The organism is Pyxidicoccus caerfyrddinensis (assembly GCF_010894405.1).
Classification (GTDB): Bacteria; Myxococcota; Myxococcia; order Myxococcales; family Myxococcaceae; genus Myxococcus; species Myxococcus caerfyrddinensis.
Map to the genome: position 1 here is coordinate 18,726 of NZ_JAAIYA010000034.1, position 24,369 is coordinate 43,094.

Annotated in this window: 12 protein-coding genes; 3 read left to right on the forward strand and 9 right to left on the reverse strand. The window is 70.2% G+C overall.

Going from position 1 to position 24,369, the window contains the following annotated elements:
- Positions 1 to 136: 136 nt before the first annotated feature.
- The 3 genes from G4D86_RS46505 to G4D86_RS46515 are packed head-to-tail and all read right to left on the reverse strand — an operon-like array spanning position 137 to position 4,451.
- The gene (locus G4D86_RS46505) at positions 137 to 982 is read right to left on the reverse strand and encodes a fatty acid desaturase family protein (RefSeq protein ID WP_164001892.1); all 846 of its coding nucleotides are present in this window, start codon (positions 980 to 982) and stop codon (positions 137 to 139) included.
- Positions 979 to 2,412 carry a cytochrome P450 gene (locus tag G4D86_RS46510; RefSeq protein WP_164001893.1) on the reverse strand — a complete coding sequence of 478 codons (1,434 nt, stop codon included), beginning with the start codon at positions 2,410 to 2,412 and terminating at the stop codon, positions 979 to 981. Before G4D86_RS46510 ends, G4D86_RS46505 begins: the two co-directional genes overlap by 4 nt.
- 11 nt (positions 2,413 to 2,423) lie before the next feature.
- On the reverse strand, positions 2,424 to 4,451 hold the full coding sequence (locus G4D86_RS46515) for a lipoxygenase family protein (RefSeq protein WP_164001895.1): 2,028 nt from the start codon (positions 4,449 to 4,451) through the stop codon (positions 2,424 to 2,426).
- A gap of 77 nt (positions 4,452 to 4,528) precedes the next feature.
- Here G4D86_RS46515 and G4D86_RS46520 point away from each other — a divergent pair, with 77 nt between their 5' ends.
- Entirely contained in the window at positions 4,529 to 6,592 is a 2,064-nt protein-coding gene (locus tag G4D86_RS46520; RefSeq protein ID WP_164001897.1) for a lipoxygenase family protein, read from the forward strand.
- Positions 6,593 to 6,702: 110 nt separating this feature from the next.
- Here the strand turns inward: G4D86_RS46520 and G4D86_RS46525 are convergent, their stop codons facing one another.
- Positions 6,703 to 7,497, reverse strand: a complete 795-nt coding sequence (locus G4D86_RS46525; protein WP_164001899.1) for a hypothetical protein — start codon at positions 7,495 to 7,497, stop codon at positions 6,703 to 6,705.
- Positions 7,498 to 8,036: 539 nt separating this feature from the next.
- Between G4D86_RS46525 and G4D86_RS46530 the strand changes: the two genes are divergently transcribed.
- Complete coding sequence (locus G4D86_RS46530; protein WP_164001901.1) at positions 8,037 to 9,269, forward strand: sensor histidine kinase; 1,233 nt, start codon at positions 8,037 to 8,039, stop codon at positions 9,267 to 9,269.
- Between the two features lie 63 nt (positions 9,270 to 9,332).
- Here G4D86_RS46530 and G4D86_RS46535 read toward each other — a convergent pair whose 3' ends face one another.
- Together G4D86_RS46535 and G4D86_RS46540 are read right to left on the reverse strand one after the other, a co-directional pair.
- Entirely contained in the window at positions 9,333 to 10,583 is a 1,251-nt protein-coding gene (locus G4D86_RS46535) for a c-type cytochrome (protein WP_164001902.1), read from the reverse strand.
- A gap of 9 nt (positions 10,584 to 10,592) precedes the next feature.
- On the reverse strand, positions 10,593 to 11,126 hold the full coding sequence (locus tag G4D86_RS46540) for a hypothetical protein (RefSeq protein ID WP_164001904.1): 534 nt from the start codon (positions 11,124 to 11,126) through the stop codon (positions 10,593 to 10,595).
- A 303-nt stretch (positions 11,127 to 11,429) separates the two neighbouring features.
- Here G4D86_RS46540 and G4D86_RS46545 point away from each other — a divergent pair, with 303 nt between their 5' ends.
- Entirely contained in the window at positions 11,430 to 18,401 is a 6,972-nt protein-coding gene (locus G4D86_RS46545) for a hybrid non-ribosomal peptide synthetase/type I polyketide synthase (protein ID WP_164001905.1), read from the forward strand.
- Between the two features lie 45 nt (positions 18,402 to 18,446).
- Here G4D86_RS46545 and G4D86_RS46550 read toward each other — a convergent pair whose 3' ends face one another.
- Genes G4D86_RS46550 through G4D86_RS46560 form a run of 3 tightly spaced genes read right to left on the reverse strand, consistent with a single transcriptional unit; the run spans position 18,447 to position 24,369 of the window.
- Positions 18,447 to 19,847 carry a DHA2 family efflux MFS transporter permease subunit gene (locus G4D86_RS46550; RefSeq protein WP_164001907.1) on the reverse strand — a complete coding sequence of 467 codons (1,401 nt, stop codon included), beginning with the start codon at positions 19,845 to 19,847 and terminating at the stop codon, positions 18,447 to 18,449.
- A gap of 14 nt (positions 19,848 to 19,861) precedes the next feature.
- Entirely contained in the window at positions 19,862 to 23,059 is a 3,198-nt protein-coding gene (locus G4D86_RS54065) for a DUF4215 domain-containing protein (protein ID WP_164001909.1), read from the reverse strand.
- 8 nt (positions 23,060 to 23,067) lie between these two features.
- Positions 23,068 to 24,369 (reverse strand): hypothetical protein, encoded by a 1,302-nt coding sequence (locus G4D86_RS46560; protein ID WP_164001911.1) that lies wholly within the window; start codon positions 24,367 to 24,369, stop codon positions 23,068 to 23,070.

A 24,369-nucleotide genomic window follows, 5' to 3' on the forward strand; every position in this document is an offset into this window, starting at 1 on the left:
CCTGCCTGGAGGACCTCCGGCCTGCTCCTGCTCATGTGGCGCTGCGCGCGGGGGCGAGGCAGGGAGCCCGGGAGTGTGGGCCCCCGCGGCCTGCGCTCCCCCCGCGAGGTGCGCCTTTCCATCGTGCGGCGGGGCCTCAGCGGGCCAGGGGCTCGGCGTCTCCGGGGCTCAGCTCGATCTGCGCCTCCGCGCCGGACCACACGAATGGAATGCCGGGCTGGCGGTAGAGCGTGGAGGGAATGTCCCGGGCGAGCTGCGCGTGGAGCGCGGGGAGCTGGGACCAGTGCAGGCCATGCCGCGCGTGGTGCGCGGTGTGGTAGCCCAGGTTGCCCGTCATCAGGTTGTAGCCCCGATGCACGATGTTGTACGAGGCGTGTGTGTGCTCCGCCGCCTCGAGCCCCGCGTGGTGGAAGTACGTGGCCCAGACCGTCACGTAGAGGGACACGCACATGGGGAGCAGGAACACCCAGAGCGCGTTGTACCAGTCGTGCCAGAAGAGCAGGCCGAGCAGCGCCACCTGCAGCGCGCCCATCCCCAGGAAGATGCGGAGGGCCCGCGGGTGCTCCCGTCCCACGCGGAACGCGCGGGGATAGGCCACGAGCGTCGTGACGATGGAGTACTCCCGCTCGCCCATCGGCGTCCCGTCGCGGCGCTTCCAACGCGACTCGTCCTTCTCCTGGTCGAGGTAGTTGCGGTGGTGGCCGACCACATGGTGCAGGAACCATCCATGTGACGTCGCCCCGGTCTGGAACCCGAACACAATCTCCAGGAGGCGGTTGGGAAGGGCGTGGCGGAACATCGGCAGGTGTTGGTGGTGGTGGTTCCACGCGCAGATCCACCCCTTGGGAATCGCCCACAGGACGAGCCACAGGATGGGGAGCCACCAGCTTCGCGCGGTGAAGTACACCGTCAGGTCCAGCGCGAAGGCAGTGAAGAACAGCAGGACGGGGATGCGGTCTCGGGGATGTCGGAACAAGGTCATGCGGTTTTCACAGCGGGGGCTGTAGGGGCTCCGGAGGAGGGTTGAGGGTGCGCTGCCTGACGTGAGTGGAGCTTCCCGGTGACGCCCTTGGGAAGGACCACGCCGAAGAAGAAGCCCTCCTCGAAGGGCTCCGTCGCGTCGACGTGGACGCGGACGCGAGAGGCGATGGTCAGCAGCGCCGTCCGCAGGTACACCATCGCGAAGGCCCCGGCCACGCAGGCACGAGGGCCACGCCCGAACGGGAAGAAGTGGCCGCTGCCGAGCGGATCCCTGGCGGCGCCGCCGTCCAACCAGCGGGCCGGCTCGAAGACCTCCGGGTTCGCCCAGTGGGACGGGTCGCGGTGCAGGTGCTGATTCGAAATCATGAGGGTCGTGCCCGCGGGCCACGTCACTCCCGCCAGCCGCGTCTCGGAAGACGGCGTGCGCAGGAAGATGCGGACCGCGGGCAGGATTCTCAGGGCCTCGTAGGTGACGGCCTCGGACCACGGAGCGTCGCGCAGGCGCTCGGCGGTCAGCGGTGCGTCCGCCAGCGAGGCGGCCTCGGCGGCCAGCCGCGCTTCGGCGTTGGGGTACTTCTGGAGCTGGTGGAAGGCGCCGACCAGGGTGGTGCTCGAGGAGAAGACGCCCCCGAAGAAGAACCCGCCCAGCAGGTGGGCATGCAGCGTGTCGTCGAGGTCCGGCATCTCGCGCAGCGTCCACGACATCAGGTCCACGCGGTCGGGATTCGGAGCCGCGCGCGCCGCGCGAATCTTCTCGGCGAACAGGCCGTAGAAGCGCTCTTTGGCAGCCGCGAAGCCCTTGGGCGGGGAGACGAACTTCAGTGGGAGCTTTGCCTGGATGCGCGCGTCGGCGGCCGCGGCCAGGAGCATGAAGTCGTCGTAGGCCGAGGTGGGGAGCTTCTCTCCCACGGTGGCCACGCAGAATGCCTCGAAGGTCAGTCGGCGCAGCGCGGGCGTCAGGTCGATGGACGGCTCGCGTAGCAGAGCCTCCACCGACTCGGCCACCGCGGCCCGCAGCGGCCCCACCTGCGCGGCCTGCCACGCATCGGTCCATGGCTGCGCCAGCGGGTCCATCCCATGCTTGCGTGACCAGTCCTCGCCCTGCTTCGCGATGAAGGGCGTGTCGTCCGTGGTGGAGTGGCGGATCTGCTCGCCGATGTTGCCCTTCTCGAACTCCAGCCGGCGTGTCTCGAGCACCTCCTCGATGAGCGCGGGGTCGTTGAGCACCAGCGCCGGGCTGGGCCCCATCCAGATGAGGGTGCTGCCCCCGTACGTGCGCCCGTAGCGCGCGCAGACGTCCCACGGCGGGGGGCCGAGGAAGTCTCCGAGGTTGCCCAGCAGGCCGGGCGGGGGCCCGGGCAGGCTCGCGAAGGCCTTGCGCCGCGCGCCGAAGAACAGGTTGAACAGACCGCGCGAAAGCAGGTTGGGCAAGGGCGTGCGCCTCAGACGGTGATGCCGCAGGGAATCCTGTCGGGCCGCAGGACGGTGTAGGGGACCTCGGCCTTCGCGTTGCGAGCCTTCACCACCTCGAGCTGGGCGCGCAGCCGGTCGTGGAACCTGCTGCGGATGGCCGCGAGCTCCGGCTCCTGGAAGTAGTCCTCGCGCCAGCCGCTCTCGTGGAGGAGGTACTCCTCGTCGTCACCGAAGCTGGACAGCGCCCGGCCGATGGCGACCTGCCAGAGCGCCTGGGACTTGCTGGGAATCATCGCCGCGATGTCCTCCGGGCCGATGACGCCCTTCTGCCTCGGCGGCTCCCGGCGCAGGCAGAGCGGTGCGTTGGGCACGAAGGCGTAGTGCTCGTACTGGAGGTAGTTCACCGCGGCATGGTGGACGCTGACCGTGAAGAGGACCGTGGTCAGGATGTCCACCAGGTCATCGACGCGCTGGAGCTCCCGGCAGGGCAGCTTGTCGACAGGCAGCCCGCGCTCGGTGAGGTCCGCCCACCAGTGCTGCATCTCGGCGTCGGCCACGATGTCGGCGTCGGACCGGTAGAAGTGCCGGAGCACGCCGCCGACATACTCCTCGAAGGCATCCCACAACGGCAGGGCGTCGTCCCGGAAGGGGTAGTAGGGGAGGACGGCGGGGTCGAGGACGCCGCGGCGCTCGAGGTCCAGGCGGGGCTTGTTGTCGGACAGCTTCCAGCGCTGGTAGCCCTTCTTGCCCAGCTGCAGGTGGCCCTTGTCGGGACCGCCGGTGGCGATGAAGTCGTCGAAGACGCCGCCCTCGGAGAGCAGGCCCTTTCGCGCGCCCTCGTTGATGGCGAGCGTGTAGCGGAAGTGGCGGCGGAGCAGCTTGTAGACGGGGTGCGGGTCCGGGAGGTTTCGCATCGTCGCCATGACGAACGGCTCCGCCACGAAGTGGGTCCGCAGCGCGTGCCCCACCATCTGGTGGGTGTTCCCCTCGCTGCAACGGACGTAGACCTTCGCCGCCAGCCAGTCGTACTCGCCATCATTGGGCGTGAAGACCGGGGCGGTCTCCGCATCCCTCCCGAGCTGGATGGCGATGGGCCGCAATTGGCGCGTGTCGTCCAGGTACAGCAGGCACCGGGACGCGGGCGCCCAGCGCCGCTCCTCGACGCCGTCCTCGCCAACCTTCCGGAACATCCGGATGTCTTCGAGGATTTCGAAGTCGAGCAGGAAGACGCGCTTCGCCTCGAAGGCGCGCGCCAGCGTGTCGCCCGGCGCCAGCAGGCCGTGGACGTCCGACTCTGACAGGGGCATGCCCGCGGGCAGGTGGGGGATGGACTGGATGTGGAGGGGATTGATGCCCTGGACGGCCTGCCGCGCGAACTCCAGGTCGTCCTTCCAGCGCTCGGCGAGCTTGGGCATCTCGATGCCCTTGAAGAAGTCGAAGATGTCGACGAGCCCGTTCCACGCCTTGGACAGCACGGGCAGGTGCAGCTTGATGGACGCCAGCGTCTTGGCGATGACGACCTCGTAGCTGCCCTCGCTCAGGCCCCGGTACAGCTCGTCCTTCGGCAGGGGCCGCTCCTTGCTGATGTCGAGCGAGCCGGGAAGCTCGGCGGTCGACTCGGCGGGACGCCAGAGGTACATGTTCTGGCGGAGCTGGAGTTGCGCGTGACGGGCCCGGGCCTCGCGCTCGCTCTTCACCTGCTGCGGCAGCCTCGCCGAGCCCTCCAGGACCTCCGTCGTCGAGCCGCCCAGGACCCACCGGTAGAAGGGGAAGAACCAGCTCCGGCCGCCCGAAGTCACCCAGACGGTGTCGAGGAGCCAGTCTCCCGCGACGCCTCCAGAGTTGCTGAACCGCAGCAGCACCAGCTCGCCCACATCCTCCGCGGCGACGGTGTAGACGTCCTCGGCACCGGCCTCGAAGTCATTGTGGAAGCGCTTGTCCAGCGTGTGCGGTCCGCTCTCCCCCCGCGTGCCGACCAACACGACGGAAATGGTGGAGTCCGTCCCCGCCCCGAGCCGCGCGTCCGTGCGAATCGTGAGCTTGTAATCGACAGTCATGGAACCCTCGGCCTGGCGCGGCCAGAAGGTAGGTCGGAAAAAGTGAACACTGCAAGCCATGGTACTCTCGATGGAAAATGCTCACCGCGCTGCGACGCCTGATGGAGTCCCTGGGGTTCAAGGGCCGGGGGAAGGGCAACGAGGTCCTCGAGCCGGAGGAGCTTGCCCGGTGGTACTCCGGCCTGGCGCTCGAGGAGCGGCTCGCCCTCAGCCGTGAGCTGGCACCCCGCGTCCGCGCGCCCCGCACCCCGAGGGAGCCCGCGAGCCTTCCCGCCGTCGCCGTGGGGCGCATCGTCTTCCAGCAGGACGGCCCCCACGGCCCCATTCCCCTGCATCACCTCAAGGTCGAGCTCTGGGACCGGGACTTCGGCGCGCCCGATGACTTCCTGGGCGAGTGCTTCACGGACTCCGAAGGCGGTTTCTCCATCCGCTATGACCCGGAGGATGCGGGCGCTGGAGACCTGCCGGACCTGGAGGTCCGCTTCTTCGAGCCCCAGCACACCTTCCGCGAGGATGGCCGGGTGGTGGAGACCTGGCGGCGCATCGGCTCGGAGCAGGGGCCCGACAACCATGGTGGGCTCCATCACGACTTCGGCATCCTGCGGCTGCCCTACTGGGAATATGAGCCGGGGACACCGCTGGCCCGGTTGCTCGTGACGGAGGAGGGGACGCCGCCGACGGCCTATGCCCCGGGGCGGGCCCTCGCGATGCTGAAGGCCGTTGCCCCCATCGAGATCATCAAGCGCCAGCACCTGCTCCAGGCCCGCCTGGGACACGCGCCTGGCCTGGACCGCATCCAGGCCGACTACCCGGAGTCGATGACGGTCCGCATGGAGCGGGAGGCGCCAGGCTCCACCCGGAGTGATGCCTACTTCGGAGAGCGGCTGCTCAACGGCATGTTCTCCACCATCCTGGACCGCGACCCCGAGGTCCCCGGGGACGCGCATTCCTTCCGCCTCTACCTCCCCTGGAACGCGTACGAGCAGGACGGCATCCACTGCCTGCCCGACGTGGACGTGAGGCTGCGGCTGGTGGAAGGCCGGCTCGTGCCGGTGCGCATCATCCTGGGGATGCGGGAGCCCGGCGCGACGGCGCCCGGCTCACCCGTGACACGCCGGAGCTTCACGCCCGCGGACGGCGCGGACTGGGAGGCCGCCAAGCGCATGGCCCGGGTGAGCGCGACGTTGGACACGGAGTTGGGCAACCACCTGGGGCAGTGCCACTTCAACGTCGAGCAGTATGCCATCGCGGCGCACCGGAACCTGCGGCACAGCCCGCTGCGCTGGCTGCTGATGCCCCACCTGCGCGAGGTGGTCCTCATCAATCACGCGGCCAACGGGTTCCTCGTCGGGCCGACGGGCTACATCACCCGGGCCAGCGCGCTGACCGAGCGGGCCATCGAGTCGCGGCTGCAGCATCTGCTGGGCAGCTACGACTGGCGGGGCTTCGCGCCCGCGCCGCCCGTGTGTGAGGGGCACCGCTATGCCCGGGCCGCGGGACTGTTCTGGAAGCTGCTCGGCGAGCACGTGGACGCCTTCTTCGCGGAGCATGGGGCCGAGCTGGAGGCGCAGTGGTGCGAGGTGCGCCGCTTCTCGGACGACCTCGTCGCGCACTCCGCGCCCGCCTTCGTGTGCCGCTACCTTCGGGCGAAGGTACCGGGGAAGGACGCTCCCTGGTTCGTGCGCTCGGAGCGCATGAATCTGGATGAGAAGGCCGTGGAGCCGGCGCCGAAGGCAGTCAGCGCGGTGACCCGGACGGACGTGCCCCAGCCGGGAGAGCTGGACGCGCTCAAGCAGCTCTGCCGCTACGTCATCTACTTCGCGACCTTCCGGCATGCGTGGGCCAACAACCTCCAGTGGGAGGACGCTGGCGAGGTGCTGTACACCTGTCTGGGATTGCGCTGGGGAAAGGGCGGGGCGCTGTCCACCGAGGCGGACCTGGACGTCGCCCCTCCGCCCGACGCGGCCACGGAGATGCTGTGGATCTCCTGGATGCTCTCCAAGACGAACTACGGCCTCCTCCTGGCCAACGAAGAGGCCGACGTGCATCCGCGCTTCGTGGAGTTGCTACGCACCCACGCTTCCGAGTTCGCCGCGCTCGGGCTGGACATCCGGACGGTCAGCTCCCGCATCAACATCTAGCGGAGCGCCCTCGACGAGACGCAGAAGCTCATCGAGCAGATGTCCCCGCTTCGCGAGCGAGACGCTGGGCCTCGAGCCTTGCTCGGAAGCGGGATGAGGCCTCGGTGGGCCTAGCGCGTCTTGCAGAGGGTCGCGCCGACGGGGTTGGGCTCCCAGTCCTTGATGACGCAGCCGGCTCCCGGGCCCTTCATCGTTCCGCGCCCCGACAGCCGCTGGATGTCCCACTTGCCGAGCGTTGCGCAGATCTCGCTCTGCCGGGCCCGGGCCTCCTGGGGGGAGAGCTCGGCAGTTCCGGGCGTGCACGGCCCGTCACCAGACACCCTGGAGAAGGGGAAGCCGGTGGGCTCGCAGAGGGACCAGCCCATGGGCTGCGTGTCCTGCACCCGGATGACGCAGCCAGCGCCGGAGCCCACCATCGAGCCGCCTCCTGACAGACGGACGATGTCCCACTTGCCCAGGTAGGCGCAGAGCTCGGTGCGCTTGGAGACCGCGGTCTCCGGGCTCATGAGCGTGGAGTTCGCCGGGCACACGTAGTCTCCCTGCGACTTGAAGTAAACCGGCAGCGGCCGTGGCGTGCAGAGGCTGGTTCCCATCGCGCGGAAGTCGAGGTCCTCCACGGTGCAGCCATAGCCGGGGCCCGCCATCGAGCCCCCATCCGCCAGCCGGACGATGTCCCAGGTGCCGAGCTGCGCGCAGAGCTGCTCCTGGTGGGCGCGCGCCTCCGCGACGGGCATCAGGTACTCATTCAAAGGGCACACCGTGTCGCCTCGGATGGACTGGATGTCTGTCACGAGCGAGTCGTGGCTCCGGGCGGTCTCATCCGCCGTGTCCTCCGGCGCAGTCACATCCTCACCGCAGCCAGCCACAGCGAACATCACCAGCCAGCCCATCAGCGTCTTCTTCATGTGCAGCTCCGGGTGTGCCGCGAGCGCCTTCGCGTTCGTGGCGGGGTACGGGAAGGCACATGAGCAAGGGCAGGGCCAGGACGCGTGGCGGGGCAGACCCGCTCGGAAATCAGCGACTTGGAGTCGTCGAGCCGCTCCTGGACGTGACGCCAGGTGGCGGAACGTGCCGTTCCTGGCACGCGCGCCGAGCTCTCCAGCGGACGCGCATGTCAGGGCCCTTCTTCGGCCGATGAGGCTCCTCGGAGGACAGGCTGGCACTCACGCCAGTCGAGGGGATACCAGGGAACACCGGGTTCCAGGCCCACTCACTCCAGCGGCGTCGGCAGGCTGATACATCGTGCGACGGCTCGCACGGATACCATAGGGGGCAACCGGGAACGGCTGTGCGATGATTCTCTCGGATGAGGACCGTCACACGACAATGGCTTCAGAGGCTCGGTGGTTTCGCTTCCGCTGGAGGTGGGGGCGCTCCCAGCCGCCTCGACGCCATTCGCGCCGGGTACGTGTTCTGCGGAGTTCTTTGTATCGCCTGTGTCGTCATGGACTGGGCCATCCTGGGCCAGGTGACCCTCACCACGCTGCCAGCCCGGTGCGTCTGGGGTGGCACGATGGTCCTGCTCGGGCTGCTCAGCCGGACCCCGCTGGATGAGCATTCCTGGCACGCGACCCTCGTCGCGGTGGTGACGGCGTTCTGCTTCCCGGTGATTGTCCTCCAGACCGGGGGCTCGCAGAGCCCGCTCTTCTTCTGGAACATGGCCATCCCGCTGTGTTTCATGGCGATTGCGCATGGGGACCTGCGCGCGGTCGTTGTCAGCACCGTCCTCAACGCGGTCGGCGTCATGGTCATCGTCGGACGCGGCGGCGTCGGCGTGGGCGAGGCCGCGCTCTGGGGCGGAATGAGCGTGGTTGCCGGCCTCATCGGGATGTACGGCACCTACGCGCACCACCGGGTCCTCCAGGAAAAGCTGCGCCACGAGCGGGAGCGCGCGGAGACCCTGCGGCAGCTCGCCGAGAGCGAGCGGCGCCGAGGCCGTTTCGAGCGGCTCGCGCTGGTCGGTCAGCTCGCTGCGGGCGTGGCGCATGAAATCAACAACCCGCTCACCTTCGTGAGCTCGAACCTGCGCCATCTGGAGGAGCTGCGAGCGCGTGGCGAGGCGTGTGACCCTCAGGAGCTCGCGGAGATTCATGACGAGACGCTCGAAGGGGTGCGGCGCATCCATCAGATCGTCAAGGACTTGAAGTCCTTCGCGCGCGATGACTCGAGCGATGGCGACACCAGCTCCGCCGCCGAGGTCGTCGCGGAAGCGCTCCGGCTCGGGAGGTCGAAGCTGCACGGAGGCGTGCGCGTCATCGACGAGGTTCCCTCCCAGCTCTCGCTCGTGCGGCTCGGAAAGGGCCGCTTCGTGCAGGTGGTGCTGAACCTGCTGACGAACGCGGTGGACGCGACGGCCGCCACGAAAGCCCCCAACGGGCCGGAGATCCGCATCGGTGCGAAGGAGCAGCAGGAAACGGTCGTTCTCTACGTGGAGGACAACGGGCCGGGAATCTCCGGGCCCGTGCTGGAGCGCATGTTCGACCCCTTCTTCACGACCAAGCCCCCCGGAGAGGGGACCGGGCTGGGTCTGGCGCTCTGCCGCGAGTACGTCGAGCGGGTAGGAGGAACCATCACCGCCGAGAACAGGGAGAGCGGTGGCGCCCGGTTCATCGTCACGCTGCCGATGGAACGCCCGGCCCGCCTGGACTCATCGCAGGGCCCTGGCGCCGCGGCCTGAGCACGTCCCCCGTCGCCAGCGGGCGCAGCCGGGGATGCGGCCCGTGAGCGTCAGTGGAGGTGACTACTCGGGGGCGCCTTGCTCGATCCACGTGGAAATCAAATCGATCTCCTCGTCGGGAATGGGCGGAAGGCCCAGGGGCATGCCCAGCACCTCCGGATGGGAGTGACCTTCCAGCTCGGCCTGGCGGGCGAGCAGGCTGGCCACCAACCGGGGCGTGCCATCTTCCAGCCGATCCGGGAGCCCGCGGAACCGTCCGTCCCGCTTGATGCCACGGAGGATGCCGGCCCGCGTGGCCAGGTCGAGCGAGACGCCGTCGTAGCCGAACCCGCCGGTGTTGCCCGGTCCCTGATCCCCGGGACGCCTCATGTCGGAATGGCAGTGGAAGCAGAGGTGGCGCGAGAGCTTTTGCGCGACCTCCGGGTAGTGCACCTCGCGCTCGAGCAGGCGGGGCCTGTACTGCGGGTGCGGCCTGGCTGCCACCTCCGGCAGGGGCTCGCGCAGGAAGGTCGCCAGGTCCTCGACCTCCTTCGCGGTGAACGCGAAGGTGGGCATCTCGGTATCGGGGAGGACGCGCTGTGGATCGCCCAGCCAGCTTCGCAGCTGCGCGAGCGACATTCGTTCGCGCACATGACGCAGGTCCGGGGCCCGCCTCCGGGCCGAGGGGCCGTGGAACTCCGGCGCGCCGTAGCGCAGGGATGCGAGCGGAGCGTCCCCACGGTAGTGACAGCTGGCGCACTGGCTCTTCTCGTACAGCGCCCGGCCCGCCGCCGCGTCACCTCGGGCGGGTTCTCCGGACTCCTCCTCGGTCACCGCGAAGAAGTCCGCGATGAGCTCGGCGTCCCTCGGGCCCACCCTCATCCTGGGCATGGTGGCGCCGTAGAGCGGTCTCACCACGTGCGGCGCCTGGAGCCAGGTGGTGAGCCAGCTGCGCTTGACCCGTTGGCCCAGCGAGCCGAGGTCCGGGGTTCGCACCAGGTGCGTGAGATGCTCCTTCCACCGCTGGACGTCCGCCTCTTTGTACCAGAGGTCGAGTCGACCGGCGGTGATGGCCTGGTGGCACGTCACGCAGTTCTCGTTCAGCCGCGCCGATGCCGGCTCGAGGCCGGGCACCACGTGACACCGATTGCACTGGAAGTGCTCCACGGCGTCCCGCGGGCTCTCCAGCGAGCGTTTCGTGGGGGCAAGGACCCGCGTCGGTAAGCGCAGCGCCAGCACGTCGGCGTCACGGACCAGCACGAAGACGCCGACCGCCGTGGCCACCAGGAGCGCGGCACCGGCCACATAGTCGAGCGGGAGGGAGCGCCGGGCCACGAAGGATGCTCAGTAATCGGACCCGGTGAAGAAGCTCGTCCCGGTCCGGCAGAGCCGCGGGATGATGTAGAGCTCACGGGCAATCCACAACCCCACCACCAGCAGGGCTGACGTGAGAACCATGCTCACGACATTCCTCCGCCCCGTATCGCCAAACAGCCGCCTGCCCGGGCTGTGGAAGAATGCGGCGTGGAGGCTGAAGAGCACCGCGGGAAAGGCCACCAGCGACAACACCGTGGAGAGGCTCGGCGAGCAGCTGGCCAGGTCATCCGCGTTGAGATTGAGGAGCGGCCCGGCTGCCGAGACCAGCACCAGCAGGAAGAGCGCGGCTCCGACGAGAAGGAAGAAGACCCGGCGGAACCCTGACGGCTCGGGCTGTCCCATGGCAGCCGGGCCCAGGACGTTGAACAGGACCACACGGTTCAGGAACACCGCCCCAGCGGTCCAGAGGAACAGGTCGGCCCAGAAGAAGTGGCTGAAGTCCCTGGCGCTGACGTCCATCGAGTTGATGCAGGCGAAGGCACCCAACGGCCAGAGGGCCAAGACGCAGAGGACGCTGGGGACGAGCGCGCGGGGAAGCATCCGCCAAGGCTAGCAGACGCTTCACCTGGAGTGCGAGTGAGCTCCAGGCTCCGGGGCTTGAGTCGCCGAGACGGCTGATACAGCCAGGTGCGCCTGTTTGGCGTGCCGCTCGGTAACCGGACAAGCGAGCCCCGGGTCGTTAGGAGTCTCTGAACAACAGCCAATGTGTGTTCGGGGTCGGCTGGCCGAAAGGCGTGTCGCCCCGAACCCAGCCCCCTTGGCAGCGCACGTCGTTCCCGACCCACCGAGAAGACTTGAGGGCGAATGTCGCATCCCGTTGAGTCGCAGTCCCACCACGCCACGGGCCTGGAGTCGAGCTGCGGGCCCCTCTCGTACAACCAGCAGGCACTGTGGTTCGCCTCCAAGCTGGACCCCATCGCGTACAACCTCGCGTACGGGTTTCGACTCAGGGGCGCGTTGGACCCGGAGCTGCTGAAGCGCGCGCTGTCGCTCCTCGTGGCGCGGCACCCCGTGCTTCGCACGACGTTCTCCGAGACGGAGCACGCGCCGCACCGGGTCCTCCACGACCGGATGGACTTCGAGTTCCAGCACGTCGAGGCGGCGCACCTCGACGAGGCCGCCATGCTCCAGCGCCTGTATTCCGACGCGGCCCGCCCCTACGACCTCCAGCACGGGCCGGTGCTCCGCAGCGCGCTCTACGCTCGCGGCCCGGGTGAGCACGTGCTGCTGCTGGCCTGCCACCACCTCTCGCTCGATGGCGGCTCGCTGGGCCTGCTGCTCCAGGACCTCCAGCGCAGCTACAGCGCCGTCGCCAGCGGTCGCGAGGCCGACCTCGGGCCCCCGCCCACTCGTGAGTATGACGAGTTCGTCCAATGGCAATCGCAGTGGCTGGCCAGCGCCGAAGGTGCACGGGCGCGCACCTGGTGGCGCGAGCAGCTCGCGGGCTGCACGCCGGTGCTGAACCTGCCAACGGACCGCCCCCGGCTGGCCCGGCAGAGCTTCCGTCAACACACCCATGTGACGACGTTGGCCGAGCCCCTGGCCCAGTCGCTCGCGGCGCTGGCGAAGGGGGAGGGCACCAGCCTCTATGCGCTGCTGCTCGCGGCCTTCCAGGCCCTGCTCCACCGGCACAGCGGACAGGAGGACCTGCTGGTGGGAGTCCCTTCCTCGGGGCGCAGCGAGGAGTGGCACTCCCGGGTGGTGGGGTATCTCGTCAACACGCTCGCCGTGCGCTCCCGGGCTCCGGCGGACGTGTCCTTCCGCTCGTTCTACAAGGACACCGCGCGCACGCTGCGCGAGGCCCTGGCCCACGGCAACTACCCGCTCCCCAAGGTGATTGAAGAGCTGAAGCCGCCGCGCGACGCGGGCCGCTCTCCGCTCGTGCAGGCGACGTTCACCCAGATGCCGCGCCTCCGGCTCGACGCGTCCGCGGAGCCGACCCCGTTCGAGGTCGACCGGCTCACCGCCTCCAACGTCGGACTCGCTGGCGACCTTTCGGTCCACGTCCATGCCACGCGCGACTCCGGGACGCAGTTCCTCTGGGCGGTGAATGCCGATGTCTTCGAGCCGGCCACCGTGGAGCGCCTCGCCGCGCGCTACGTCACGCTGCTGGAGTCCCTCCTCACCGGGCTCGACCAGCCTCTCGCCGCGCTGCGCCTGCTTCCGCGAGAGGAGGAGCACCAACTCGTCGTGGAGTGGAACGCGACCGCGACGGACGTCGAGTCGGAGGTCTGTCTCCACGAAATGTTCTCCCGGCAGGTGGAGCGGACGCCGGATGCCGTCGCGCTCCTGTTCGAGAACGAGGCGCTGACGTACCGGGAGCTGGACGCGCGCGCCAACCACGTCGCGCATCGCCTGCGTCGGCTCGGAGTGGGGCCCGAGGTCCGCGTGGGCCTGTGCGTGGAGCGCTCGCCGGAGCTGATTGTCGGGCTCCTCGGCGTCTTGAAAGCGGGGGGCGCGTACGTTCCGCTCGACCCGGCCTATCCCTCCGAGCGCCTCGCCTTCATGGTGGCGGACGCGCGGCTCACGGCCCTCGTGACGCAGCGTTCGCTCGCGGAGCGGCTGCCCGTGAGCGACGCCGCGCGGCTCTTCATCGGCGCGGGCGGGGAGGACCTGACGGGCCCCTGCGACGCGCCCGACAGCGGCGTGGGCCCTGGCAACGCGGCCTACGTCATCTACACGTCGGGTTCGACGGGCCGGCCCAAGGGCGTCACCGTCGAGCACCGCTCGGTCAGCAACCTGCTCGCGACGCAGCCCCGGGTGCTTCCCCTCGGCCCGGGGGACACCATGCTCCAGTTCGCCTCGGTGAGCTTCGACATGGCGGTGCAGGAGATCTTCTCCCCGCTCGTCTCGGGGGCTGCCCTCTGCCTCGCGCGGCGGGAGTCGCTCGTGCCCGGGCCGGAGCTCGCGAGCCTCCTGCGAGAGCGGCGCATCTCCGCGGCCGTCCTCTCTCCGTCCGCGCTCGCGGCGCTGCCCTCGGGGGAATACCCGGCCCTGAAGTCCATCATGGTGGGCGGCGAGGCCAGCCCGGAGTCCCTCGTGGCGCGCTGGAGCGCGGGCCGTCGCTACTTCAACGGCTATGGGCCCACCGAAGCCACCATCTACGCCACCTACGCGCTGTGCACCGCGGGCGCGCCGGTGACGCTGGGCCGGCCCGTCGGCAACGTGCGGGTGTACCTGCTGGACGCACGGCTCCAGCCGGTGCCGCGCGGCGTGGCGGGCGAGCTGTACATCGGCGGCGACGGAGTCGCGCGCGGCTATCTGGGCCGCCCCGAGCTCACCGCCGAGCGCTTCATCCCGGACTGCTTCAGCGGCACGTTTGGGAGCCGCCTCTACCGGACCGGCGACCTCGCGCGCCATCTACCCGACGGACGGCTCGAGTTCCTCGGGCGGGTGGACCATCAGGTGAAGCTTCGCGGCTTCCGCATCGAGCTCGGAGAGATTGAGTCCGGGCTGCGCGCGCACCCGGACGTGCGTGACGTGGCGGTGCTCGCCCGGGAGGAGCCCTCCGGTGGGAAGTTCCTCGTGGCCTACACGGTGGCGCACGAGGGGCGCGAGCCGGAGGAGGCCGCGCTGCGAGCCTTCCTCAAGCAGTCCCTGCCCGAGTACATGGTGCCCTCCGCCTTCGTCGCGTGCGAGCGCCTGCCGCTGACGTCCAACGGCAAGGTGGACCGCGCGGCGCTGCTCGCGATCCCCGTCCAGCGGACGCGCGCTCCCCGCTCGCGGCCGCCCACCACCGAGGCCGAGCGCATCCTCGCGCGCATCTGGCAGGAGGTCCTCCAGCTCGAGCGGGTCGGTGCGACGGAGAGCTTCTTCGACCTCGGTGGACACTCGCTGCTGTTGACGCAGGTGCGCGCCCGGGTGGGGCAGGCCTTCGGTCGCGAGCCCTCCATGGTGGAGCTGTTCGAGCACGTCACCGTCGAGTCCCTCGCGGCGCATCTCTCCGCCGCGCCCGCGCCGGAGCTCCCGCGCCGCACGGTCCTGCCCCAGACGGAAGGGGAACACGCGGTGGCCATCATCGGCCTGGCCGGGCAGTTCCCGGGGGCGAAGGACCTGGAGCAGTTCTGGCGCAACCTCGCAGGGGGCGTGGAGTCCATCTCGCAACTGAGTGACGACGCACTGGCCGAGGCCGGTGTCCCCGCTGCGCTGTCGGGCCGCTCGGGGTATGTGCGGGCCAAGGGCGTGTTCGAAGGCGCGGACCTGTTCGACGCGGACTTCTTCGGCGTCAACCCGCGCGAGGCGAGCCAGATGGACCCGCAGCAGCGGCGCTTCCTCGAGTGCGCGTGGGAGGCCCTGGAGGACGCGGGCTATCCGCCCCAGACGCACGACGCCTCCGTCGGCGTCTTCGCCACCTCCAGCGCGACGAGCTATCAGCCGCTCCCGGTCTCCTCGGAGCCCGCGGATGCCTACCAGCTCAAGCTGGGCCTGGAGAGCGACTTCCTGGCGACCCGCGTCTCCTACAAGCTGGACCTGCGCGGGCCGGGCATGACGGTGCGTACGGGCTGCTCGGGCTCGCTCGTGGCGGTGCACCTCGCGTGCAAGAGCGTGCTCTCCGGCGAGTGCGACCTGGCGCTGGCGGGTGGCGTGTCCATCTCGGTGCCGCTGGTGGGAGGGTATGTCTACCAGCCGGGGATGATCCTCTCGCCCGACGGCCACTGCCGCGCCTTCGACGCACGGGCCGGGGGAACGGTGCGAGGCAACGGCGTGGGCGCTGTCGTGCTCAAGCGGCTCGACAGGGCCCTGGCCGATGGGGACACCGTCCACGCGGTGATTCGCGGCACTGCCCTCAACAACGACGGCGCGGGCAAGCTCGGCTACACCGCGCCGAGCATCACCGGACAGGCCGAAGTCATCCGCCGGGCGCACGACGCGGCCGGCGTCCTGCCCCACGAAGTCTCGTTCGTGGAGACCCATGGCACGGGCACGCCGCTCGGCGACCCCGTCGAGGTCGCCGCACTGGCGAGGGCCTTCCAGCGTGGCACCGGTCTCCAGGGCGCCTGCGCGCTGGGCGCCACCAAGCCCAACATCGGCCACCTGGACTCGGCGGCGGGAATCGCCGGGCTCATCAAGACGGTGCTCTGCCTGCGCCACCGCCAGCTCCCGCCCGTCGTGCACTTCGATCAGCCGAATCCCGCGCTCGGGCTGGACGGGACGCCCTTCTCCGTCAACGCGCGGCTGTCGGACTGGACTCCGCCCGACGGCCTGCCGCGCATCGCCGGGGTGAGCTCCTTCGGCATCGGCGGCACCAATGCCCACGTGGTGGTGGCCGAGGCCCCGGCCATTCCCACCGTGCAGGAGACGGAAGGCTGGCGTGTGCTGCCCCTGTCCGCGCGCACCCCCGCGGCGCTGGCTGCGACGGCGAAGCGCCTGGGGGAGGCCCTGGCCTCGCGGTCGGACGTGCCGCTGTCCGACGTGGCCCACACGCTTCAACAGGGGAGGACCGCCTTCGAGCAGCGCACGGCGCTCGTCTGCCGGGACATGCCGGGTGCGGTGCGGGGCCTGGAGCGGCTGACGCGTGAGCTCGCGGAAGGTGAGCGCTCCTCGAGCATGGCCCGGGACCGCGAGGTGGTGTTCATGTTTCCCGGTCAGGGCGCGCAGTACTCCGGCATGGCGCGCGGGCTCTACGCCGCGCACACCGTCTTCCGTTCCGAGGTGGACCGGTGCGCCGAGCTTCTCCTGCCACACCTGGGCCAGGACGTGCGCGAGCTGCTCCTCCTGGAGGACGCCTCCGACGAGCGCATCCACCAGACGGCGCTGGCGCAGCCCTGCCTCTTCGTCATCGAGTACGCGCTGGCCCGCCTCTGGATGTCCCTGGGCGTGATTCCGAAGGCGATGGTGGGCCACAGCCTCGGCGAGTACGTGGCCGCGTGCCTTGCCGGTGTGTTCTCACTGGAGGACGCGCTGGGGCTCGTCTGCGCCCGGGGCCGGCTGATGCAGGCCGCTCCCGTCGGAGCCATGCTCGCCGTCGGGCTGGACGCCGACGCCCTGCGCCCGCTGCTCGACGAGCACCTCTCCGTCGCGGTGTACAACGCGCCCGCGCAGACGGTGGTGGCCGGTTCGGTGGAAGCCATCTCCGGGTTGCAGCAGCGGCTGGAAGCGCGCGGCACTGTATGCAGGCGCCTGCGGACCTCTCACGCCTACCACTCGCCGATGATGGAGTCGGCGCTGGAGCCGTTCGACGAGCAGGTGCGGCGCATCCCGCTCGCGGCACCGAGCATTCCCATTGTCTCGAACGTCACGGGGACGTGGATGACGGCCGCGCGGGCGATGGACCCGGACTCCTGGGTCCAGCATCTGCGCCAGCCGGTGCGCTTCACCCAGGGACTGACGTGTCTGCTGGAGGGAGCGGAGCGGCTGCCTGTGGAGGTGGGCCCGGGCCAGTCCCTGGGCGGACTCGTCCGCCAGTGCCCGGGGTTTGGCGCGGCCCATGCCGTGCTCTCGTCGCTTCCTCGCCCGAGCACGGGGGCCGACGACGCGGAGTTCTTCCTGTCCCAGGTGGGCGAGGCCTGGAGCCGTGGGGCGACGGTCGACTGGCGGGAGCTGACGCCGGGCGAGCGGGGCCGGCGCGTCTCCCTGCCGACGTACCCGTTCGAGCGGCGACGCTACTGGGCCGAGCAGGTGGGGACGCACGCCGTCCCTTCGCGGGTGCCCACCCGCCAGCAAGTCGAGGAGCCCGAGCCCGTCCTTCCGGCGACCGCGAGTGCTCCGCTCACGGAAGCAGACCCCACCCACGAAGCCCTGACGCGCATCTGGCGTGAGCTGCTGGGCATCAGCGAGCCAGGCCGCCACGATGACTTCTTCGACCTGGGCGGACACTCGCTGCTCGCCGTGCAGCTCGGCACGCGGATTCGCGAGACGTTTCAGATCGACTTTCCGCAGCAGCGGGTGCTCGAGCACCGGACGATTGCGCGATTGGGCTCGTTCATCCAGGAGGCCACCCGCGGTGCACCCGCCAGGGACTCGTCGCTGCTCGTCGAGCTGAATCGGGGAGACCCCCGCCGACGTCCGCTCTTCCTGCTTCACCCGGTGGGCGGCACCGTCTTTACGTACCAGGCGCTGGCGCGAATGCTCGATCCGGGCCTGCCCGTCTACGGCGTGCGCGCGCGGGGGCTGGAGCCCGGGGAAGCCCACGCGGGGACCATCGAGAGCATGGCGGCGCTGTACCTGGACGCCGTGCGCGCGCGCCAGCCGTCCGGGCCCTACCTGCTCGCGGGACATTCCTTCGGAGGCGTGGTGGCCTACGAGATGGCCCAGCAGCTACTCGCGCGGCATGAGCAGGTGGAGCAGCTCGTGCTCATGGACACCCCCGGCCCCGGACAGATGCCGGTCAGCCTGGGCTCTCCTGACGAAATCCAGGAGTACTTCCGCCGCATGGCGCCCGAGCTGTTCCGCGAGCTCTTCCTGCGTCCCACGGGACACGAAGGCTCGCTGGAGACCCTGCTGCCTCGCAGCGACGTGTTCCTCCGGGTGTTCCAGGAGAACGCCGCGGCCATGTTCGCGTACGCACCGCGCCCGTACCCGGGCCGGCTCGTCTTCTTCCATGCCCGGGAGCGGGACGCCACCAACCCACCGCATCCCGAGCTGGCGTGGATTCCGCTCGCCACCGAGGGCGTCGAGGTCCACGTCGTGCCCGGCAACCACGTCACGATGCTGGCGGAGCCTCACGTCCGGAGCCTCGCGAAGAAGCTGCGCGGCGCACTCGATGACCCACGGGAGTCCCCCGTTCACCCGCCCGTCTCAGCCGATGCGCGCTCGGAGCTCGCGAGGGCAGGCTAGCGGTACCGGCGCTGGCGGCGGCTCGGGAACGACGGCGAGAGGCGCTCAGCGTCCGGCGCCGTCCGGTGCTCGCACCGCGGCCGCGAGCGCTCCGAGCGCGGCCAGGGCCGAGGCCACCTGGAAGCCTCGGCCCACCGCCCGGGTGAGCGCCTCGGCCGAGTCCGGCTCCGCGTGTCCGGCGAGCATCGTCGTGAAGATGGCGCCGGAGAGTCCCACGCCGAGCGCCATTCCCGCGTAGCGCGAGGTGGCGAGCACTCCGGAGGCGATGCCCTGCCGGTGGCGCGGGGCCGCGCCCAGCAGCGCGCTGTTGTTGGGCGCGATGAACATGCCCGCACCCAGCCCGCACACCGCGAGCCCCACGGCCACGTGCGAGAGCGGCGTCGAGGCGCCCAGCCGCGACAGCAGCAGGAGCCCGCCCGAGAGCACCGCCATGCCCACCATCGCCGGCCAGCGCGAGCCGATGCGGTCCGACAGTGCCCCGCTCAGCGGCGCGGCCACCATCATCACCACCGGCTGTGCCGTGAGGAGCAGCCCCGCGTGGGCCGGGTCCAGCCCGCGCGCCTGCAGCAGGTAGAAGGGCAGCAGGAAGACGAGGCAGTAGATGCAGATGTAGTTGAGTAGCGCGGTCGCGCTGGCCGCGCGGAAGGTGACGTTCCTGAAGAGGCTCAAGTCGAGCATCGGCACGGGCAGCCGCCACTCCAGCGCGACGAAGGCGCCCAGCACCACCGCCGCGCCCGCGAGCAGCCCCACGATGCCCGGCGAGCCCCAGCCCCACGCATGGCCCTGGTTGAGCCCGAGCAGGAGCGCCACCATGCCCGTGAGGAAGAGCACCGCGCCGGTCCAGTCGAAGGGCTCATCCCGGGCGATGGGGGCATCGCGCGGTACGAAGCGCAGGCTCAGCCCCATCGCGAGCAGCCCCACCGGCAGGTTCATGTAGAAGACGGAGCGCCACCCGAGGTGCTGCGTGAGCCAGCCGCCGAGCGACGGCCCCACGATGAGCCCCAGGTACGTCATCATCGCCTGGAGGCCGAGCACCCGCCCGCGCCGCTCGGGCGGGAAGCTGCCGGTGAGGATGGCCGCCGAGTTGGAGAGGAGCATCGCCGCTCCCACGGCCTGGAGGGCGCGGAAGGCGATGAGCGCCTCGACTCCGGGAGACAGTCCGCACAGCACGGAGCTGACCACGAAGCCGCCAAAGCCCAGCACGTACACGCGCTTGTGTCCGCGCGTGTCCCCCAGCCTGCCGAAGCCGAGCAACAGCCCGCTCACCGCCAGCAGGTACACCGTCACCACCCACTGGATGGTGGCCACGTCCGTGCGCAGCTCCGTGCGCAGCACTGGAAGAATCGCGTTCACCACGCTGCCGTCCAGCGCGGACATGAACGTGCCCGCGCCCACCGCGAGCAGCACCCACCGTCCCGAGCGCTCTGGGGGCACGGTGGGTGTCACGGAGGCCGATGGCCTCAGGGCGTCCCGCACAGTCCGTCAGCGCCGCAGGTCAGCCCGGGTTCGCAGTCCACGTTCTGCGTGCAGCGGACCCCTTCCGGGCAGTCCCGTCCGGAGCCACCGGACATGCTCTCCACCTGGAACCGGGAGCTCTGCACGAACTCGATGATGGCCTGGTTTCCGTGCGAGCCGTTCTGGTCATTGACGAGCTCCACCGTCTTCGAGCCCGCCGCGGCCGTGGCCGTGATGTCCAGGTTGGGGGCGTTCTGGAAGGCCGTCACGATGGCCTGGGCCACCTGGGCGTCAGTGGACCCGCCGGTGTAGCTGATGCGGATGTTGGCCGCATTGAAGACGCCGTTCCGGTCGAACTCGAAGATGGCGTAGGAGTGGATGCCGTCGGAGACGAGGAAGGCCTCGCCGTCCACGATGTTCGAGCCGGACGCGGCGTGGATCCGGCCCCGGGCCTGGGTGAGCTGGGTGCGCGAGCACGTGGCGCTGCACGCGCCACAGGCGTCGGCATTTCCGTCGTCGCACGACTCCCCGCCATTCAGCTCGCCGTCGCCGCAGTACGTGCCCGTGAGGTTCAGCGGTGCCGAGCAGTCCGCCTTGCACAGCGTGCAGGTCTTCTGCCCGTAGGGGCACTCCGTCTCGTCGATGCCGTTGCCATCGTCGCAGACCTCGCTCGCGTGGTTCTTCGCACCGTCGCCGCAGAAGGGACCGGACAGGCTCAGCTCACCATTGCAGGTGGAGTTGCAGGCCACGCAGTTGCGCGTGCCGTAGGCGCACGTGCTCTCGTTGGTGGTGTTGCCGTCGTCGCAGACCTCGGTGCTGCTCTTGAAGCCGTCGCCACAGACGGGGCCGGTGAGCTCCAGTTCCTCCATGCAGTCGGACCTGCACAGGGTGCAGCTCGCGGTGCCGTAGTCGCACGAGTCCTCCGTCGTCGTGTTGCCGTCGTCGCAGACCTCGTTGCCGTTGCGGATGCGGTCGCCGCACACCGGGCCCGTGAGGCTCAGCACGCCCGTGCAGGTGGAGTTGCACGCGAGGCAGCTCTGCGTGCCGTAGTCGCACGACGTCTCATTGTTGGTGTTGCCGTCGTCGCACGCCTCGTTCGGGTCCTTCCGGCCGTCGCCGCAGAAGGCGCCGGTCAGCTCCACCGGGGCCGTGCACGTGGCGTTGCACTTCGTGCAGGTGCGGGTGCCGTAGTCGCAGGAGGTCTCCGTGGTGGTGTTGCCGTCGTCGCACGCCTCGCGCGGGTCGTTCTGCTGGCCGTCGCCGCAGTAGCGGCCGGTGAGGTTGAGGGACGCGGAGCAGGTGGCATCACACGACCGGCAGTTCTTCGTGCCGTACTCGCACTCCGTCTCCGTCACCTTGTTGCCGTCGTCGCAGGCCTCGCTCGAGTCGTTCTGGCTGCCGTCGCCGCAGTAGCGGCCGGTGAGCGTGAGGGGCGCACCGCAGGTGCTGTTGCACAGCGTGCAGCTCGCGGTGCCGTAGGGGCACTCGGACTCCGTGTTGGTGTTGCCGTCGTCGCACACCTCGCTGTCGTCGTTCTTCGCGCCGTCGCCGCAGTAGCGGCCGGTGAGCTTGAGCGACGTCGCACAGGTCGCGTCACACGTCGTGCAGTTGCGGGTGCCGTAGACGCACTCGGACTCGGTGGTGTTGTTGCCGTCGTCGCAGACCTCGCTGTCGTCATTCCGGGCGCCGTCGCCGCAGAAGCGGCCGGTGAGCGTGAGGGGCGCGGAGCACGCCGCGTTGCAGCGCGTGCAGTTGCGCGTTCCGTAGGAGCACTCCGTCTCGGTGAACCGGTTGCCGTCGTCGCACGCCTCCACGGAGGGGCCCTCCAGGTCCACGAAGCTGTCGCCGCAGGTGTTGCGCACGCAGCCCTTGAGGCAGTCGTCCTCCTCGGTGTCGTTGCCGTCGTCGCACTCCTCGCGCGCGGCCGGGTTGTGGTGGCCGTCGCCGCAGAAGGCGGGCGTGCAGTCGGAGTCGCAGAAGGAGGACTCGCCGCCGGAGTCACACGCCTCGTTGGCGGTCACGTTGAGCAGGCCGTCACCGCAGAGGGGCAGGGTGCAGTCCGAGTCGCAGGTGATGGAGTTGCCGCCCGTGTCGCACTGCTCGCCCCGCGCGGGGTTGCGGTAGCGGTCGCCGCAGAAGGCGATGGTGCAGTCGCCGTCGCAGTTGGCGGAGTTCACCGCGCCCTCGTTGTCGCACTGCTCGCTGGCGCTGACGTTCACGAAGCCGTCGCCGCAGGCCTGCACGGTGCAGTTGGCGTTGCACTCGGGTGACTCGCCCGCCGTGTCGCACTGCTCCAGCCCGGGTGACTGCCGGTCGGTGACGCCGTCGCCGCAGCGGGGCAGCTTGCAGTTGTGGAGGCAGTTGTCGGTGTCGACGGCGTTGCCGTCGTCGCACTCCTCGTCCAGGTCGCGCACGCCGTTGCCGCAGCCCTCGCCCGAGCGGCAGTCGGATGCGCAGCCGTCGCCATCCGCGGCGTTGCCGTCGTCACACACCTCCCCGGCCGCGACGTCGATGATGCCATTGCCGCACGACTCGTCGGAGCGGCAGTCGGAGCCGCAGCCGTCGCCGCTGACGTTGTTGCCGTCGTCGCACTTCTCGCCCCGGGCGACGTCGACGATGTTGTTGCCGCAGCTCTCCTCGGAGCGGCAGTCGCCGCTGCACCCGTCGCCGCTGTCGTTGTTGCCGTCGTCGCACTTCTCGCCGCGGGTAACGTCCACGTAGCCGTTGCCGCAGAACTCCGTGGAGAGGCAGTCCGCGCTGCAGCCATCGCCCGAGCGCGAGTTGCCGTCATCGCACTTCTCGCCCACGGTGCTGTCCACCGTGCCGTTGGCGCACATCTCGCTGGAGCGGCAGTTGGCGCTGCAGCCGTCATCGTTCCGGGTGTTCCCGTCGTCGCAGACCTCTCCGGCGACGACGTCCACGGTGTCGTTGCCGCACGTCTCATCCGAGCCGCAGTCCGCGCTACATCCGTCGCCCTCGAGGATGTTGCCGTCGTCACAGGCCTCGCCGGTCTGGACGATGCCGTCGCCACAGGAGGTCTTGATGCACACGTCCTGCCGGGCCGCGCACTGCTGACCGGAAGGGCAGACGAGGCCCGAGGGGCACGTCACGCTCTCCGGCTTCACGCAGGCGAGGAACGGCAGCACCAGCGCGAGCAGGACGAGCAGCCCGGGGGAGAGGGAAGGGGAGGCGTTGCGTCGCATGGTGGGCCTCAGAAGCGGAACGTCGCGGAGGCGCCGCCGCCGCCAGCGCCGAGAAGGGGGGTGACGCTCGCCGACGGCTTCGCGGCCTCGGACGGGTCGACCTGGTGGGGCTGGAGCCGGTTGAGATAGACGAGCACCACGCCCGTCACCAGCGCCGCGCCGCCCACGGCGTACCCGGCGAAGGCGCCCTTCTGGAAGGTGTCTCCGCGTGTGCGCTGGTCCGCGACGGCGGGCTCCGGCACACAGCCTCCGCAGGTCGCAATGGCCGTGTCGAACTGGGTGTAGTCATCGCGAGCCATCATGTGCAGCAGGCCGCCGCCCGCCGCGAGCGCCGCGCCTGCGCCCACCACCGCCCAGGGCTTCCACGCGGACCACTTCCTCCGGTACTGGATGAGGTCCTCGGAGGTGAACATCTTGAGGTCCAGCGTCACCTTCTCGCCCGGGGACATCGTGCGGCTCTGCTCCTGGGTGAGGTAGCCCTCGCCGGTGGCGACGAGGGAGTGCGGGCCGGCGCGGACCCAACCTGAATGGCGACCGGGGCCAACGAACAGGGGCCTGCCGTCCATCACCACCGAGGCGCCCTGCGTCTCGCAGGAGATCTCCACCCAAGCGAGCTGCTTCTCGACGAGCGCCTTGTACGCGCGGGCGCTCTCCAGCTTCTCGGCATCCAGCGGCGCCTCGCCGTAGCGCATCGCCGCTTCCAGGTGCTCGCGCACCTCGATGGGCTGGTCCAGGTTCAAGAGCGCCAGCGCCAGGTTGTAGTGGATGGCGGGGTGGTCCCACGACGCGAGCGCCTGCCGGTACTGCTCCGCCGCCTTCAGGAAGATGGACTCCTTCAACAAGGCATTGGCCGAGCGGAACAGGTCGATGGCGACCTGCTGCTTCTGCTGGGGCACGCCCCGGGCCCAGGGGCGCTCGTCGCCGGACAGCACCACCGTCGAGCGTCGCTCGGCGGGCGCGGCTTCCGGAGGCGTGGCGGCGACCGCGGGCGCCTCGGGTGCCGGCGCCTCCAGGGGCTCCGCGGCAACAGGTTCGGCGGTGGGCTCGGCGGGAGTGGGAGCCGCGCCCTTCCGGAGGCGACGCTTCGTCGTCTTGGCAGCGCGCGGCGCGTCCGGAGCCAGCGAGTCGGTGGACTTCGCGGCCTTGCGCACGCGCTTCGTCCCGTTCGTGGAAGGGGACGGCTTCACGCCCTTGCGCGTTGGCTTCTTCGTCGTGGCCGAGGCCGGCGACTCGCCCTGCGCGGCGGCCGGAGTCGCCACGGGCACCAGGAGCGCGAGCGACAGGAGGAGTCCGATTGTGGAGCGCTTCAT

What these genes read in the sequence shown, in the direction of transcription:
- G4D86_RS46530 (WP_164001901.1), top strand. Translation starts at nt 8,037, where the DNA reads ATGGACTGGGCCATCCTGGGCCAGGTGACCCTCACCACGCTGCCAGCC.
- G4D86_RS46520 (WP_164001897.1), top strand. Translation starts at nt 4,529, where the DNA reads ATGCTCACCGCGCTGCGACGCCTGATGGAGTCCCTGGGGTTCAAGGGC.
- G4D86_RS54065 (WP_164001909.1), bottom strand. Translation starts at nt 23,059, where the DNA reads ATGCGACGCAACGCCTCCCCTTCCCTCTCCCCCGGGCTGCTCGTCCTG.
- G4D86_RS46525 (WP_164001899.1), bottom strand. Translation starts at nt 7,497, where the DNA reads ATGAAGAAGACGCTGATGGGCTGGCTGGTGATGTTCGCTGTGGCTGGC.
- G4D86_RS46515 (WP_164001895.1), bottom strand. Translation starts at nt 4,451, where the DNA reads ATGACTGTCGATTACAAGCTCACGATTCGCACGGACGCGCGGCTCGGG.
- G4D86_RS46545 (WP_164001905.1), top strand. Translation starts at nt 11,430, where the DNA reads ATGTCGCATCCCGTTGAGTCGCAGTCCCACCACGCCACGGGCCTGGAG.
- G4D86_RS46505 (WP_164001892.1), bottom strand. Translation starts at nt 982, where the DNA reads ATGACCTTGTTCCGACATCCCCGAGACCGCATCCCCGTCCTGCTGTTC.
- G4D86_RS46560 (WP_164001911.1), bottom strand. Translation starts at nt 24,369, where the DNA reads ATGAAGCGCTCCACAATCGGACTCCTCCTGTCGCTCGCGCTCCTGGTG.